Origin of the sequence: Streptomyces sp. CBMA29 (assembly GCF_014596445.1) — a bacterium.
Classification (GTDB): Bacteria; Actinomycetota; Actinomycetes; order Streptomycetales; family Streptomycetaceae; genus Actinacidiphila.
The window spans coordinates 1-15,183 of the sequence record NZ_MECL01000168.1 but is presented as its reverse complement, the minus strand read 5'-3'; the positions used below and the strand labels follow the sequence as shown (position 1 = coordinate 15,183).

Annotated in this window: 13 protein-coding genes; 5 read left to right on the top strand and 8 right to left on the bottom strand. The window is 70.7% G+C overall.

The window, feature by feature from the left end:
- The 3 genes from BGM09_RS22080 to uvrB all read right to left on the bottom strand — a co-directional run.
- Positions 1-732: TerD family protein (locus BGM09_RS22080; RefSeq protein ID WP_188283404.1), on the bottom strand; the 732-nt coding region annotated here is incomplete at its 3' end.
- A gap of 86 nt (positions 733-818) precedes the next feature.
- Positions 819-1,397 carry a TerD family protein gene (locus BGM09_RS22075; protein WP_188283403.1) on the bottom strand — a complete coding sequence of 193 codons (579 nt, stop codon included), beginning with the start codon at positions 1,395-1,397 and terminating at the stop codon, positions 819-821.
- Positions 1,398-1,518: 121 nt separating this feature from the next.
- Entirely contained in the window at positions 1,519-3,615 is a 2,097-nt protein-coding gene (uvrB, locus tag BGM09_RS22070) for an excinuclease ABC subunit UvrB (RefSeq protein WP_188283402.1), read from the bottom strand.
- Positions 3,616-3,749: 134 nt separating this feature from the next.
- On the opposite strand from uvrB, the gene BGM09_RS22065 reads away from it, so the two are divergent.
- Together BGM09_RS22065 and BGM09_RS22060 are read left to right on the top strand one after the other, a co-directional pair.
- Positions 3,750-4,253, top strand: coding sequence for a methylated-DNA--[protein]-cysteine S-methyltransferase (locus tag BGM09_RS22065; protein WP_188283406.1), 504 nt, complete (start codon positions 3,750-3,752; stop codon positions 4,251-4,253).
- Positions 4,254-4,459: 206 nt separating this feature from the next.
- Positions 4,460-6,787, top strand: a complete 2,328-nt coding sequence (locus tag BGM09_RS22060) for an alpha-L-fucosidase (protein ID WP_317452828.1) — start codon at positions 4,460-4,462, stop codon at positions 6,785-6,787.
- Positions 6,788-6,856: 69 nt separating this feature from the next.
- Here the strand turns inward: BGM09_RS22060 and BGM09_RS22055 are convergent, their stop codons facing one another.
- From BGM09_RS22055 to BGM09_RS22040, 4 genes are all read right to left on the bottom strand, one after another.
- Complete coding sequence (locus tag BGM09_RS22055; protein WP_188283401.1) at positions 6,857-7,783, bottom strand: slipin family protein; 927 nt, start codon at positions 7,781-7,783, stop codon at positions 6,857-6,859.
- A gap of 5 nt (positions 7,784-7,788) precedes the next feature.
- Positions 7,789-8,157, bottom strand: coding sequence for a tetratricopeptide repeat protein (locus BGM09_RS22050; protein ID WP_188283400.1), 369 nt, complete (start codon positions 8,155-8,157; stop codon positions 7,789-7,791).
- A 91-nt stretch (positions 8,158-8,248) separates the two neighbouring features.
- The gene (coaE, locus tag BGM09_RS22045) at positions 8,249-8,857 is read right to left on the bottom strand and encodes a dephospho-CoA kinase (protein ID WP_188283399.1); all 609 of its coding nucleotides are present in this window, start codon (positions 8,855-8,857) and stop codon (positions 8,249-8,251) included.
- A gap of 393 nt (positions 8,858-9,250) precedes the next feature.
- Positions 9,251-10,180, bottom strand: a complete 930-nt coding sequence (locus BGM09_RS22040; protein WP_188283398.1) for a PAC2 family protein — start codon at positions 10,178-10,180, stop codon at positions 9,251-9,253.
- A gap of 182 nt (positions 10,181-10,362) precedes the next feature.
- Here BGM09_RS22040 and BGM09_RS22035 point away from each other — a divergent pair, with 182 nt between their 5' ends.
- Complete coding sequence (locus BGM09_RS22035) at positions 10,363-11,358, top strand: right-handed parallel beta-helix repeat-containing protein (protein ID WP_188283397.1); 996 nt, start codon at positions 10,363-10,365, stop codon at positions 11,356-11,358.
- A 116-nt stretch (positions 11,359-11,474) separates the two neighbouring features.
- Here the strand turns inward: BGM09_RS22035 and rpsA are convergent, their stop codons facing one another.
- Entirely contained in the window at positions 11,475-12,980 is a 1,506-nt protein-coding gene (gene rpsA, locus BGM09_RS22030) for a 30S ribosomal protein S1 (RefSeq protein ID WP_188283396.1), read from the bottom strand.
- Between the two features lie 283 nt (positions 12,981-13,263).
- Between rpsA and BGM09_RS22025 the strand changes: the two genes are divergently transcribed.
- Complete coding sequence (locus BGM09_RS22025; protein ID WP_188283395.1) at positions 13,264-14,154, top strand: class I SAM-dependent methyltransferase; 891 nt, start codon at positions 13,264-13,266, stop codon at positions 14,152-14,154.
- A 59-nt stretch (positions 14,155-14,213) separates the two neighbouring features.
- The coding region (locus BGM09_RS22020) for a DEAD/DEAH box helicase (RefSeq protein WP_317452827.1) at positions 14,214-15,183 on the top strand (970 nt) is incomplete at its 3' end.

Sequence of the window (15,183 nt, the reverse complement as noted above, 5' to 3'; positions counted from 1 at the left end):
CGGAGCGGGGTCCGCGGCGGGGCTCGGGACAGAGGTCTGGTCCGTGACCGGAGCAGGGGCCTGGGCGGAGCTCTGGGCAGGGCTCGGCGTGGCGGCCGGAGCCGCGGTCGCGGCCCTGGGCGGCGGGACCGTACGCGGCGCGGCGGGCAGGTCGACCGAGCGCGACAGCTCGCGCCCCACCGCCTCGTCGATGCCCGCGGCCACCCCCGCGGGCTCCGGGACACCCTGGTCGAGCAGCAGCGCGGGCAGACCGCCCTCGTACCCCTGGCCGACGGCGCGCACCTTCCAGGCGCCCTGCCGCCGGTACAGCTCGATGGCCAGCAGCGCCGTCTCGGGGCCGAGGCCGGTCATGGTGAATCCGGCGATGGCCTCACCCTCGGTGGTGGTGACGGCGAGATGCGGGGCAGGGGCGGCGCCGAAGGCGGCGGGTGCGCCGGGGCGGCCCGCGGCGCCCGGCAGCGCGAGCAGTACGTGCACCCGGTGCACCTGCGGCGGCATCGCGCCGAGGTCCACCGCGAGCCGGTGCTCGGCGGCGGCCTGCCGGGGCACCTCGACGCCGGGGAGCTGCGGCGCACCGGGGTGCGCCAGCCACTGCGAGGTGTCGCCGACGACCCGCCCCCGCTCGTCCCCGAGAGTGACCGCGGCCACCACCGGGGTGCCCGCCGACACCCGGATCTCCATCCGGGTGCCCGGCAGCGGATGGTTCTGTCCCCGGACCAGTTCGGCCGTCATGTCCGCCGCCCCCCGTTCCCGTTCCCGTTGTTCGTGTGTGCGTGTTCCGGCCCGCGGGCCGGGGCCGCCTCAGCGGCCGTGCGGCCTCAGAGCGCGGGCAGAATGGCCGGGATGAGGTCCTGGAACGTCCGGCCGTTGGCCGCCGTGCCGATGGCCGTCATCGACCAGCCGGTCGCGCCGCGCTGCACCTTGGCCATGATCTGCGCCGTGTACTGGCCGCCGCCGGTCAGCGTGTAGCGGGCCAGCTCCTGCCCGTTGGTCTCGTCGACCAGGCGGCAGAACGCGTTCTGCACCTCGGCGAAGGTCTGGCCGGTGAAGGAGTTCACCGTGAAGACGATCTGGTCGACATGGACCGGTACGCGCTGGAGGTCGACGATGATCGACTCGTCGTCGCCGCCCTGGCCCGCACCGCCGACCAGATTGTCACCGGTGTGCCGGACCGAGCCGTCGTCGCTGGTCAGGTGCTGGAAGAACACCACGTCGACCGGCTGCTTGTCCGCGAAGAGCACGGCCGAGGCGTCCAGGTCGATCTCCCGGGTGCGGGACCCGAACAGTCCGCGGCGCGGCGCGGCCTGCCAGCCCAGCCCCATCCGGATCGCCGTCAGCGTCCCTCCGTCGGCCTTGCTCAGGCTGATCTTCTGGCCCTTGGTCATGTTGACCGTCACGCGCTGTCCCCTCTCACCCGTGTGTGCGGTTGTCCCGCACCCTAACAAGACGCCGCGCAACGGTATCCCGGTTCGCCGTGTGGCGATTCCTGGCGAATACCGGCCGGTCGCCGGTCCCGCGTCACGCCATTCCCGCTTCTCTCATCTGGCGCAACTCCTTCTTCAGCTCGCCCAGTTCGTCCCTGAGCCGGGCGGCCACCTCGAATTGCAGCTCTCCGGCCGCCGCGTGCATCTGGTCGGTGAGCTGAGCGATCAGGTCGGCCAGCTCCTCGGCGGGCAGCGACTTCGCACCCCGCTTCTCGCCCGCGCGGGCGGACAGTCCGGGCACCGGTGCCTTGCCCCGCGAGCGCTGCCGCCCGGAGCCCAGCAGCTCCTCGGTGTCGGCGTCCTCGCGGGCGAAGGAGTCCAGGATTCCGGCGATCTTCTTCCGCAGCGGCTGCGGGTCGACGCCGCGCTCCTTGTTGTACGCGATCTGCTTCTCGCGGCGGCGGTTGGTCTCCTCGATGGCCTTCTCCATCGCCGGGGTGATCCGGTCCGCGTACATGTGGACCTGGCCCGACACGTTACGGGCGGCGCGGCCGATGGTCTGGATCAGCGAGGTGCCGGAGCGCAGGAAGCCCTCCTTGTCGGCGTCGAGGATCGCGACCAGCGAGACCTCGGGCAGGTCGAGGCCCTCGCGCAGCAGGTTGATGCCGACCAGGACGTCGTACTCACCGGCGCGCAGTTCGCGCAGCAGCTCGACCCGGCGCAGGGTGTCGATGTCGCTGTGCAGATACCGCACCTGGATGCCCAGTTCGAGCAGGTAGTCGGTGAGGTCTTCCGACATCTTCTTGGTGAGCGTGGTGACCAGGACGCGTTCGTCCTTCTCCGTGCGCAGCCGGATCTCGTGCACCAGGTCGTCGATCTGGCCCTCGGTGGGCTTGACGATGACCTCGGGGTCGACCAGGCCGGTCGGGCGGATGATCTGCTCGACCACGCCGTCGCCGCGGGACAGCTCGTACTTGCCGGGTGTCGCGGACAGATAGACGGTCTGGCCGACGCGGGTCAGGAACTCCTCCCACTTCAGCGGCCGGTTGTCGAGCGCGGACGGCAGCCGGAAGCCGTGGTCGACCAGCGTGCGCTTGCGGGACGCGTCGCCCTCGTACATCGCGCCGATCTGCGGCACGGTGACGTGCGACTCGTCGATGACCAGCAGGAAGTCCTCGGGGAAGTAGTCGATGAGGGTGTCGGGCGCGGAGCCCTGCTCGCGGCCGTCGATGTGCCGCGAGTAGTTCTCGATGCCGGAGCAGGTGCCGATCTGCCGCATCATCTCGATGTCGTACGTGGTACGCATCCGCAGCCGCTGGGCCTCCAGCAGCTTGCCCTGCTTCTCCATCAGGGCGAGCTGGCCCTCCAGCTCCTTCTCGATGCCCGCGATGGCGCGTTCCATCCGCTCGGGGCCCGCGACGTAGTGGGTGGCGGGGAAGACGTAGATCTGCCGGTCCTCGGTGATCACCTCGCCGGTGAGCGGGTGCAGTGTGTACAGCGCCTCGATCTCGTCGCCGAACATCTCGATGCGGACGGCCAGTTCCTCGTAGACCGGGAAGATCTCGATGGTGTCGCCGCGCACCCGGAAGGTGCCGCGGGCGAAGGCCACGTCATTGCGCGCGTACTGGATGTCGACGAATTTCCGCAGGAGCTGGTCGCGGTCGATGACGTCGCCGACATTGAGCCGCACCATGCGGTCGATGTACTCCTGCGGGGTGCCGAGGCCGTAGATACAGGACACGGAGGCGACCACGATGACATCGCGCCGGGTCAGCAGCGAATTGGTGGTGGAGTGCCGCAGCCGCTCCACCTCCTCGTTGATCGAGGAGTCCTTCTCGATGTACGTGTCCGTCTGCGGGACGTACGCCTCGGGCTGGTAGTAGTCGTAGTACGAGACGAAGTACTCGACCGCGTTGTTCGGCAGCAGCTCGCGGAATTCGTTGGCGAGCTGGGCGGCGAGCGTCTTGTTCGGCGCCATGACCAGGGTGGGGCGCTGGAGCCGCTCGATCATCCACGCGGTGGTGGCGGACTTGCCCGTACCGGTCGCGCCGAGCAGCACGACGTCCTGCTCGTCACCGCGGATCCGCTTCTCGAGGTCGTCGATGGCGGTGGGCTGGTCGCCGCTGGGCTGGTAGGGGCTGACGACCTCGAAGGGCGCCACACTGCGTTCGATGTCTGATACGGGCCGCATGTGACCACCGTACGACCCACCACCGACAATCGTCCGGGCCCGGACGCGCGGGCCGCCGCGGACCGCGGCGGCGGCCCGTTGTCGGACCCCCGATCTAGGCTGGACGCGTGACGAACAACACCGCCTGGACGGTCATGGAGACCCCGATCGGGCCGCTGCTGGTGGCGGCGACCGACGAGGGGCTGGTCAATGTCGGTTTCCGGGCGGACGAGGCGACGGTACGGCGCGCGGTGGCGACGATGGGGCGGCGGCTGGGCGGCGAGCCGGTCGAGGACGCGGCCCGGCTGGCGCCGGTCACCGAGCAGATGGAGGCGTACTTCGCGGGTTCGCTGAAGGAGTTCTCACTCGACCTGGACTGGTCGCTGACCACCGGCTTCAACCGCCGGGTGCTGCGCGAGCTGGCGGCCGGGGTGCCGTACGGCACGGTCGTCGGGTACCAGGACCTGGCCGACCGGGTGGGCGAGCCGGGGGCGGCCCGCGCGGTCGGGACCGCGATGGGCGCGAATCCGATACCGCTGGTGGTGCCGTGCCACCGGGTGGTGGAGAGCGGCGGCGGCATAGGCGGCTTCGGCGGCGGCCTGGAGATCAAGCGGACGCTGCTGGCGCTGGAGGGCGTGCTGCCCGCACCGCTGTTCTGAACAGACTCCGTACGTCCGGCCACGCGCCGCGTGGCGGTCCCGTGCGCCCCAAAGTCCTTTCCTGTCACATCCATTGACAGCGACGCCCTGCCTCTCCAGGATCACTCATCGGATGTATTTCTCATCCGGAATGAGCCGCTCCACACAGGACGCAAGGAGGGCGCATGTCCCCAATGCAGGGGTTCCCACGACGCCGGGTGCTCGGAATGGCAGCCGGGGCCGCCGTGGGCAGCACTGCGATCTTCACCGGAAGCGCGGCGGCCGACACCGCCGACACCAGCGATCCCGCCCATACCTCGGCCCACGCTCCGGACGCGTGGAGCCCCGTCCCCGATGTCGTACCGGTCCCCCTTGACGCCTGGTACGACAATGACGGCATCGACACCGCAGCCGCGCGCGGCGGGAACTTCGACGGTTCCGGTTACTCCTTCCCCGGCGAGGAACTTCCCGCAGGACCGGTAGTCATCGGAGGAGTGAACTTCCTCTTCCCGTCCTCCGCAGCCGGGGCGAAGAACAACATCGTCGCCAACGGCCAGCGCGTCGACCTGCCGTCGGGCCACTACCTGTCCGCCGCCTTCCTCGTCTCGTGCAGCTACGGCGCCGCCTCGGGCACCGCGACCGTGCACTACGCCGACGGCGGTACGTCCAGCGCGTCGCTCGGCGGCTCCGACTGGTACGCGGGCGGCGGGGAGTTGACGACGTCCTTCCGCTACTCCCCCGGCGGCACCGACCAGCACCCGGTCGCCATGGGCGTCAGCGACCTGTGGACCGACCCGGCCCGCGAGGCCGTCGCCGTCACCCTGCCCACCACGGGCCCCGCGCAGGAGGGCACCTCCGCGCTGCACGTCTTCGCGCTGTCGCTGCAACCGGCCGCCACCGGGCGGGCGTTGCTGCTGCGCTCGGCCGCCTCCACCCATTCCCTGACCGGACCGCGCGGCGCCCAGAGCGTCGAGGCGACCGTACTCAACGCGGGCACCGCGTGGATCGCCGCCTCCGACGCCGTGACCGTGGACGTCACCGCGCCGGGCGCCCGTACGGTGGCCCCGGCCGCGATACCGCTGCTGGCCCCCGGCGAGCAGGCCCGGCTGCGGATCGGCATCCGCAACACCGCGGGCACCGCGCCGGGCACGGCCGCCACCGGGACCGTCCGCGTCTGCGGCCGCGGCGGCACCGCCTCCGCCCGCAGCACCCCGCTCATCCTCGGCACCCCCGACTACCGGCCCACCGACGCCTCGCTCAGCACCCACCAGGCGCCGTACTGGTTCAACGACGCCAAATTCGGCATCTTCATCCACTGGGGCGTCTACTCGGTGCCTGCCTGGTCACCGGTCGGCGGCTCGTACGCCGAGTGGTACTGGAATTCGCTGCAAGGCGTCGACGACCCCGTCCACGCCTACCACGCGCAGACCTACGGCGAGGATTTCGCGTACGACGACTTCATCCCGATGTTCACCGCGAGCCGCTTCGACCCGCGGTCCTGGGTGGAGCTGTTCCGCGACGCGGGCGCCGAGTACTACGTGCTGACGTCCAAGCACCACGAGGGCTTCGCGCTGTGGGACACCAAGGTCTCCGACCGCAACGCGGTACGGATGGGCCCGCACCGCGACCTGGTCGGCGACCTCTTCGCGGCCTCCCGCCGGTACACGCCGGAACTCCGCAACGGGCTGTACTTCTCGATGCCGGAGTGGTTCAACCCCGACAGCCCGTGGATGGGGCACGCGCCGCGCAATCCGTACACGCTCGCGCCCGTGCCATACACCGGTTACACCGCGGGCAAGGACTTCGTGAAGGACTACCAGGCGCCGCAGATGCGGGAGTTGATCCACGGCTACGACCCGGACGTCATCTGGTGCGACATCGGCGGGGACAACGACAGCGAGCACGTACTGGCCGAGTACTTCAACAACGCCAAGAACCGGGGCCGCCCCAAGGACGTCACGGTCAACGACCGCTCGGGCATCGCCCCGCACGACTTCACGACGCCGGAGTACACCACGTACAACTCCACGGTGGTGGCCAAGTGGGAGGCCAGTCGCGGTCTCGACCCGCACAGCTACGGCTACAACAGCGCCACCCCCGACGACCGTTACATGACGGCGGAGGAGGTGGTGCGGAGCCTGGTGGACATCGTCAGCAAGAACGGCAACTTCCTGCTGGACATCGGGCCCAAGGCCGACGGCACGATCCCGGCGATCATGGAGCGGCGGCTGCGCGAGACCGGCGCCTGGCTGAAGGTCAACGGCGAGTCGGTGTACGGCACGACGTACTGGGCGCCGATGGCGCAACTCGGCGACCTGCGGTTCAGCGTCAAGCAGGGCAAGGCGTTCTACGTCTCCTCGCTCGTCGAACCGGGCAGCACGCTGGCGGTGTCCGCCCCGGTGCCGATCCGCAAGGGCGACCGGGTGACGATGCTCGGCCACGACCGGCCGCTGGACTGGGAGTTCGACGGCGGCACGCTGACCGTACGGGTGCCCGCGGCGGCGCGGGCGAAGGGGCGGTACGCGTGGGTGTTCAAGATCGACTGGACGCGCTGACACCCTGACGAAGGACGGGAGCGGGCGGATCGCTCCGCCCGCTCGCGTCCCACGGCTACGGCCTCCGGCTCACTCCTCGGACGTGCGCGGGTCCGGGATCTGGAGCGGGCCCTGCTGCTTCCCGTCGATCGCGGGCGGCTCGTCGGCCCCGGGCTCCACGGCTGGCTGCGGCTGCGCGGCCGTCACTTCGCCGGTCGCCGTCGCACTCTCCCTCGGCTTCGGACCCTGGCCGGCGCCGCTGCCCGCGGCCCGGTCGAAGAAGCGCAGCATCTCGACGGGGAAGGGCATCACCAGGGTCGAGTTCTTCTCCGCCGCGACCTCCACCACCGTCTGGAGGAGGCGCAGTTGGAGGGCGGACGGGTTGGCGTCCATGGTCCTGGCCGCCTCGGAGAGCTTCTGGGACGCCTGCAACTCACCGTCGGCGGTGATGATCCGGGCCCGCCGCTCCCGGTCCGCCTCCGCCTGCCGGGCCATCGACCGCTTCATGGACTCGGGCAGCGCCACGTCCTTGATCTCGACGCGGTCGATGTGCACGCCCCAGCCGGTGGCGGGCGTGGACAGCATCAACTCCAGCCCCTCGTGCAGGCGTTCGCGGCCGGACAGCAGATCGTCGAGTTCGCTCTTGCCGATGATGGAGCGCAGCGAGGTCTGCGCGACCTGTAACATCGCGAACTGGTAATTCTGCACGTCCACGGTGGCCCGGATCGGGTCGATGACCCGGAAGTAGAGCACCGCGTCGACCCGTACCGACACATTGTCCCGGGTGATGCCGTCCTGGGACGGCACCGGCATGGTGACGACCTGCATGTTGACCTTGGTCATCTTGTCCATGAAGGGCACCAGCATGCGCGGGCCCGGCTCCTTGGGGAGCCGGTTGACCCGGCCGAAGCGGTAGATCACCCCGCGCTCGTACTGCTTGACCACCTTCAGGCTGCTGGACACGCCGATCAGGGCGACCACCGCGATGATGATCAGCAGCACCACGACGACTTCCATGGCCGTCAGCCGGCGTCGTCGAAACGGGCAGCGGCCAGATAGTCCGGCCGGGGGTCGAGCGCGGCGGCGAGCCGGAAGTGGCGCTGGGCCTCGTCGGCGCGGTTCGCGCGTTGCAGCGTACGGGCCAGCGCGAAGTGCGCGAAGGCGTTGTCCGGCTCGCGCTCCAGCACTATCTGGAACTCCAGCTCCGCCGGGCGCAGTTGGGCCGCCGCGAAGAACGCGCGGGCGCGCAGCAGGCGGGCCGCGGTGTTCTCCGGATGGGCCGAGATCACCGGGTCGAGGAGTTGTACGGCGCCGCGCGGGTCACGCGCCTCCAGCAGTTGCTCCGCGGCGCGAAAGTCGATGACGTGCGTCTCTGGGGTTCGCTCGTGCAAGGCCGCCTCCCTGAATTCGGGCACGGGTGACGACTGATCGTCTGGTCTGACATACCCAACGTCGTCGTCGGCAACCACATTCCCCGGACGACTACGCCGTCCCGGCCGCCGCCAGCTCCCGCAGCCGCTGCCACACCGCGCGGACCTGCGGCTCCAGCTCCTCCAGCGGTCCGTCGTTGTCGATCACCAGATCCGCGATGGCGGTGCGCTGCTCGCGGCCGGCCTGCGCCGCCATCCGCGCACGCGCCTCGTCCTCGGTCATCCCGCGCGTCCGTACCAGGCGCTCGATCTGCGTGGCCGGGGCCGCGTCCACGACGATCACGACGTCGTAGAACGAGGCCAGGTCGTTCTCCGCCAGCAGCGGTACGTCGTTGACCACGATGTCGTCCGGGGCCGCCGCCGCCAGCAGCTCCTGCGACCTGCGGCCGACCAGCGGGTGCACGATCGCGTTCAGCGCCTTGCGCCGGGCCTCGTCCGCGAAGACGATCGCGCCGAGCTTCGGGCGGTCCAGTGTCCCGTCCGCCGCCAGCACCTCCGGGCCGAACTCGGCCGTCACGGCCGCCAGGCCGTCCGTGCCGGGCTCCACCACCTCGCGGGCGATGCGGTCCGCGTCCACCAGGATCGCGCCGTGCGCCACCAGCAGTTTCGCCACGGAGCTTTTTCCTGACCCGATTCCTCCGGTCAGCCCGACGTTCAGCATGCCGCCAGCTTACGGGCCCCGTGCCCGCGCCTTGCGCAGGACCATGCTTTTCAGGGGCGCGGGGAACTGCGCGGCCCGCCCCCGCCGGGCTTTCAGCCCGAAAACAGACAGCATCTGCCCCGCTGGGGCCGGTTTTCACAGCTCGCCGCCACCGTGGCTGAGCGCGCAGTTCCTCCCCCAGCTACCGCTGGGAGGTGCCCCCAGCGCCCCTAAAAGCAGGTCCTGCGCAAGGGACCGTCGAGAGGCCGCGCCCGTAAAAACCCAGGTCTTGCGCAAGCGCGGGCAGGTGCGCCGCGCCCCTGAAGGATCGGGGGGCGGGCCCTCCCGGAGGGGAGCCGGAAGAGGGCCGCGCCCTCATGACGCGAACCCTCTTTCGTGAGCGCGCCGCAGGCGCTAGTCGTCCTCGCGGTCGGCGAGGAAGCGTTCGAACTCGGCGGCGAGATCGTCGGCGGAGGGAAGCTCGACGGCCTCGGCGATGAGACTCTCGCGGGACTGGGAGCCGGCGACGGCGTCGTACTGGGACTCGAGGCCGCGCACGACGGAGACGAGTTCGCCGTCGCCTTCGGCGACCTGGCGGTCGATCTCGACGCGGACGGTGTGCGCCTCATTGCGCAGGGCGTGGGCGATCTCGGGGAGGACGAGGCCGGTGGCGGCGGTGATCGTCTCCAGGACGGCGAGGGCGGCGTCCGGGTAGGGCGAACGCGCGAGGTAGTGCGGGACGTGGGCGGCGACGCCGAGCACGTCCCGGCCGGCCTCGGCGAGCCGCAGCTCGATGAGGGAGGCGGCGCTGCCGGGGACCTGGGCCTCCTCGAACCAGGCGCGGTGGCCGGGCATGAGGTCGACCCGGTTGCCGTGCGGGGTGAGGCCCACGGGCCGGGTGTGCGGCACGCCCATCGGGATGCCGTGGAAGTTGATGGCGAGGCGTACGCCCAGGCGTTCGATGACCTGGAGCACGGCGGTCGCGAACCGTTCCCACTCCACGTCCGGCTCGGAGCCGGTGAGCAGCAGGAAGGGGGTGCCGGTGGTGTCCCGCACCAGATAGAGGTCGATCTCCGGCGCCTCGTAGGAGGTCCAGTGGTCGCGTTCGAAGGTCATCAGCGGGCGGCGGGCGCGGTAGTCGACCAGCCGGTCGGCGTCGAAGCGCGCGACGAGCTGATTGTCCAGGCGGTCCAGCAACTGCTCGCTGATCTGCTCGCCGGTGTCCCCGGCGTCCATGTACCCCTCGAAGTGGTACAGCAGCACGGGACCTGCGTCTCCGACCGCTGCGTCGACGGCCTCGGCCCCGCCCGGCACGTATTCGTACAGCCCTTGCGGATCCAGCACGATGATCGTCCTCCTCGCTCTCTCCCCCCTCAACGAACGTAACCGCCCGGCCATTCCCACGCGTCCGCCCGGAACCCGGACGTCTTGACGGTCCGTCGGGTGGGCCCTACCTTCTCTCGTTACGTCCATATGTTCACATGGGCGACCAAGATTCATATACGTAGAACCATGGAAGGACGCGGATGCGACCCCACACGCTTCTGACCCTGCCGGTGGCCCTGCCCGTCGCGGCGCTGCTCGCCGGGCTGCTCTCGTACGCGACACCGGCCAGCGCGACGACGACCGGTGCGGCGACGGCCGCCGCGGCGACCACCGTCGAGGTGACCACGGCCAAGGAGCTGAAGGCGGCGCTGACCGCCGCCGCCCCCGGCCAGACGATCCATCTCGCCGACGGCACGTACACCGGCAACTTCAAGGTCACCGTGTCCGGCACGGCCGCCGAGCGGATCACGCTCACCGGCTCCTCGAACGCCGTGCTCACCTCCTCCGGCGGCTACGGCCTCTATCTGAACGGCGCGAGCTACTGGACCGTCAAGGGGGTCAGCGTCACGGGCGGCCAGAAGGGCATCGTCACTGACGCCGCCGCGCATGTCGTCATCGACTCGGTGACCGTGCACGGGCTCCAGATGGAGGGCGTGCACTTCCGTACCTCCAGCACGGACGGCGTGCTCAAGAACTCGCGGATCTACGACACCGGGCTCCAGCGGCCGGGATACGGCGAGGGCGTCTACGTCGGCACCGCCAACACCCTGACCGACAAGAGCGACCGGGTGCAGATCCTCGACAACGTCATCGGCCCCAACATCGGCGCCGAGAACATCGACCTCAAGGAAGGCACCACCGGCGGCCTGGTCTCCGGCAACACCTTCGACGGCAGCGGCCTCAGCATGACCAACTACGACGACTCCTGGATCGACGTCAAAGGCAACGGCTACACCATCACCGGCAACACCGGCGCCCACACCCTCAACGACGGCTACCAGACCCACACCCAGCAGCCCGGCTGGGGCTGCGGCACCGTCTTCCGCGACAACACCTCCGACCTCACCGGCGCCACCGGCCTGACGCGGACGGCGATCTACGTCACCAACTACTCCGCCGACTGCCCCACCACCGTCTACGCCTCCAACACACTCACCGGCGGCACGTCCCTGACCAACATCCCCGTCACCCCGTAGTCCCCCGGTGGGGGTCCGGGGGCTCGCCCTCATGACCCCCGCGAAAAACACCGCGGTCCCGCACCCCCTGAGGGGTGCGGGACCGCGGTGCTGTGGCGTGGCCTAGCGGCGAGCGGTCAGCTCTGGCCGCCCGCGAGCTTCTCGCGGAGGGCGGCGAGCGCCTCGTCGGAGGCGAGGGCACCGGAGGTGTCATCGGACTCCGAGGAGTACGAGCCACCGGAGACACCCGGGCCACCGGTCGCGGCGGGGGCGGCGGAACCGGCCTCGGCCGCGGCCTGCTCATCGGCCTCGCGGGACTTGATGACCTGCGCCTGGTGCTGCTCGAAGCGGGTCTGGGCCGTGGCGTACTGGCCCTCCCACTCCTCGCGCTGCTTGTCGTACCCCTCGAGCCAGTCGTTGGTCTCGGGGTCGAAGCCCTCGGGGTAGATGTAGTTGCCCTGGTCGTCGTACGACGCGGCCATGCCGTAGAGCGTCGGGTCGAACTCGACCGAGGCCGGGTCGGCGCCGAAGGACTCGTTGGCCTGCTTGAGCGACAGCGAGATGCGGCGACGCTCCAGGTCGATGTCGATGACCTTGACGAAGATCTCGTCGTTGACCTGGACGACCTGCTCCGGGATCTCCACGTGGCGCTCGGCCAGCTCGGAGATGTGCACCAGGCCCTCGATGCCCTCGTCGACGCGGACGAACGCGCCGAACGGGACGAGCTTGGTGACCTTGCCGGGGACGACCTGCCCGATCTGGTGGGTCCGGGCGAACTGCTGCCACGGGTCTTCCTGCGTCGCCTTCAGCGACAGGGAGACACGCTCGCGGTCCATGTCCACGTCGAGAACCTCGACGGTGACTTCCTGACCGACCTCGACGACCTCGGACGGGTGGTCGATGTGCTTCCAGGACAGCTCGGAGACGTGCACCAGACCGTCGACGCCGCCGAGGTCCACGAACGCACCGAAGTTGACGATCGAGGAGACGACGCCGGACCGCACCTGACCCTTCTGGAGGGTGGTGAGGAAGGTCTGGCGGACCTCGCTCTGCGTCTGCTCCAGCCAGGCACGGCGGGACAGGACCACGTTGTTGCGGTTCTTGTCCAGCTCGATGATCTTGGCTTCGAGCTCCTTGCCCACGTAGGGCTGGAGGTCGCGCACGCGGCGCATCTCGACGAGCGACGCCGGCAGGAAGCCACGGAGGCCGATGTCAAGGATGAGACCACCCTTGACGACCTCGATGACGGTGCCGGTGACGATGCCGTCCTCTTCCTTGATCTTCTCGATGGTGCCCCAGGCACGCTCGTACTGAGCGCGCTTCTTCGAGAGGATCAGGCGGCCTTCCTTGTCCTCCTTCTGGAGAACAAGGGCCTCGATCTCATCGCCCACGGCGACGACCTCATTGGGGTCGACGTCGTGCTTGATGGAGAGTTCGCGGGAGGGGATGACACCTTCGGTCTTGTAACCGATGTCGAGCAGGACCTCGTCCCGGTCGACCTTCACGATGACGCCGTCGACGATGTCGCCGTCGTTGAAGTACTTGATCGTCTCGTCGATCGCGGCGAGGAAGGCTTCCTCGTTGCCGATGTCGTTGACCGCCACCTGCGGGGTGGTGCGAGGGGCCTCGGTGCTGCTCGTCATTAGGGAAAGGACTCCGGTACGGACAGTAAGTCGTAGGTACTGCTACGCCGTAAGCCCTTTTCGCTCCTGCCGAATTCCGGACAGCCGTGGGGCCGAGGGGTATGCAACAGATTCCGAGCGCAGCCTGCTCTGTCTGAGGCGCGCAGGCTCGCAGCGCAACTTGTAGCATACGGGGGCAGCCGGGCACGGTCAACGCACGAAGAGCCCACCGGGCGCGTAACGGACCGAACCGGCACAAGTCACCCAGTGCCAGGTCTTCTCAGAGAGTACGACGACTGCCGCGATGATCCAAGGACCCGATCCCCGGGACGTACGCCGGGAAGCGCCCCGAGAGGCACACGAGGAACCCGAGGCCACCCGCCGTAGCGCGGGGGTCACGGAGAGCAGCCGGGCCAACCGCCGGTGGTGGGACCGCAACGCGGACGACTACCAGGTGGAGCACGGCGACTTCCTGGGCGACGCCCGCTTCGTCTGGGGCCCGGAGGGCCTGGACGAGGCGGACGCCGGGCTGCTCGGCCCGACGGCGGCCCTGAAGGACAAGGACGTGCTGGAGATCGGCGCGGGCGCCGCCCAGTGCTCGCGCTGGCTGGCCGCCCGGGGGGCCCGGCCGGTCGCGCTCGACCTCTCCTTCCGGCAGCTCCAGCACGCGCGGCGGATCGACGACGAGTCCTCGGCCGGCGGCGCGCCGCCGGTACCTCTGGTGCCGCTGGTGCCGCTGGTCCAGGCCGACGCGGGCGCCCTGCCCTTCGCCGACGGCTCCTTCGACCTGGCGGTCTCCGCGTACGGCGCGCTCCCCTTCATCGCCGACACCGCGCGCGTCCAGCGGGAGGTGCGGCGGGTGCTGCGGCCCGGCGGGCGCTGGGTCTTCTCTGTCACCCACCCGGTGCGCTGGGCCTTCCCCGACGAGCCGGGGCCCGAGGGCCTGACGGCCGTCGCCTCCTACTTCGACCGCACGCCGTACGTGGAGGAGGACGACCGGGGCATCGCCGTGTACGTCGAGCACCACCGCACCCTGGGCGACCGCGTCCGCGAGATCGCGGCGGCTGGCCTGCGGCTGGTCGACCTCGTCGAGCCCGAGTGGCCGCAGTGGAACGACCAGGAGTGGGGCGGCTGGTCCCCGCTGCGCGGGCGGCTGCTGCCGGGCACGGCGATCTTCGTGTGCGCGGCGGAGTGAGCGGCACGGGCATCGGCGCGGGCAGGGGTACGGGCAGCGGTACGGGCAGGGGTAGGGCTGTGGGCGCGGCGATCCGGGCCGAGGGGCGCGCGCTGCCGGTGGCCTCCGTCGTACCGGAACTGCTGGCCGCGCTGCGGTCGCCGGGCTGCGCCGTCCTGGCCGCGCCGCCCGGCACCGGCAAGACCACGCTGGTCCCGCTGCTGATCGCCGACGCGCTCGGCGGGCGGGTGCTGGTCGCGGAGCCACGACGGATGGCGGCGCGGGCGGCGGCCCGGCGGATGGCCTGGCTGCTCGGGGAGCGGGTCGGCGAGACCGTCGGTTTCACGGTCCGCGGCGAGCGGCGGGTCTCGGCCCGTACGGCGGTCGAGGTGGTCACCACTGGCGTGCTGCTGCAACGGCTCCAGCGCGACCAGGAGTTGCCCGGTGTGAGCACGGTGATGCTCGACGAGTGCCACGAGCGGCATCTGGACGCCGACACGTCCATGGCGTTCCTGCTGGACGTACGGGCCCTGCTGCGGCCGGAGTTGCGGCTGGTCGCGGCGTCCGCGACGACGGACACGGCCGCGTGGGCGACGCTGCTGGGCGGGGCCGACGGGCCGCCCGCGCCCGTGGTCGAGGCCGGCGGTGTGCTGCACCCGGTGGCCGTGGAGTGGGCGCCGCCGCCCGGTCCCGTACGGGTGACGCACGCCGGGGGCCGGGTGGACCGGGCGCTGCTCGACCATGTGGCGACGGTGGTGCGGCGGGCGCTGCGCGAGCGCGACGGGGACGTGCTGTGCTTTCTGCCCGGCGTCGGGGAGATCGCGCGGGTCGCGGGTCTGCTCGGTGATCTCGGCGGGGTCGACGTCCTTCAAGTGCACGGCCGCGCCCCGGCCGCCGTCCAGGACGCGGCGCTCGCGCCCGGCGAGCGGCGGCGCGTGCTGCTCGCGACCTCCGTGGCCGAGTCCAGTCTGACCGTGCCGGGCGTGCGGGTCGTGGTGGACAGCGGGCTGGCCCGCGAGCCGCGGATGGACCACGCGCGGGGCCTCGGCG

Excerpts from the sequence above, each read along its gene's own strand:
- BGM09_RS22035 (WP_188283397.1), top strand. The coding sequence starts at position 10,363 with ATGCGACCCCACACGCTTCTGACCCTGCCGGTGGCCCTGCCCGTCGCG.
- rpsA (WP_188283396.1), bottom strand. The coding sequence starts at position 12,980 with ATGACGAGCAGCACCGAGGCCCCTCGCACCACCCCGCAGGTGGCGGTC.
- BGM09_RS22055 (WP_188283401.1), bottom strand. The coding sequence starts at position 7,783 with ATGGAAGTCGTCGTGGTGCTGCTGATCATCATCGCGGTGGTCGCCCTG.
- BGM09_RS22060 (WP_317452828.1), top strand. The coding sequence starts at position 4,460 with ATGGCAGCCGGGGCCGCCGTGGGCAGCACTGCGATCTTCACCGGAAGC.
- BGM09_RS22025 (WP_188283395.1), top strand. The coding sequence starts at position 13,264 with ATGATCCAAGGACCCGATCCCCGGGACGTACGCCGGGAAGCGCCCCGA.
- uvrB (WP_188283402.1), bottom strand. The coding sequence starts at position 3,615 with ATGCGGCCCGTATCAGACATCGAACGCAGTGTGGCGCCCTTCGAGGTC.
- coaE (WP_188283399.1), bottom strand. The coding sequence starts at position 8,857 with ATGCTGAACGTCGGGCTGACCGGAGGAATCGGGTCAGGAAAAAGCTCC.
- BGM09_RS22065 (WP_188283406.1), top strand. The coding sequence starts at position 3,750 with ATGGAGACCCCGATCGGGCCGCTGCTGGTGGCGGCGACCGACGAGGGG.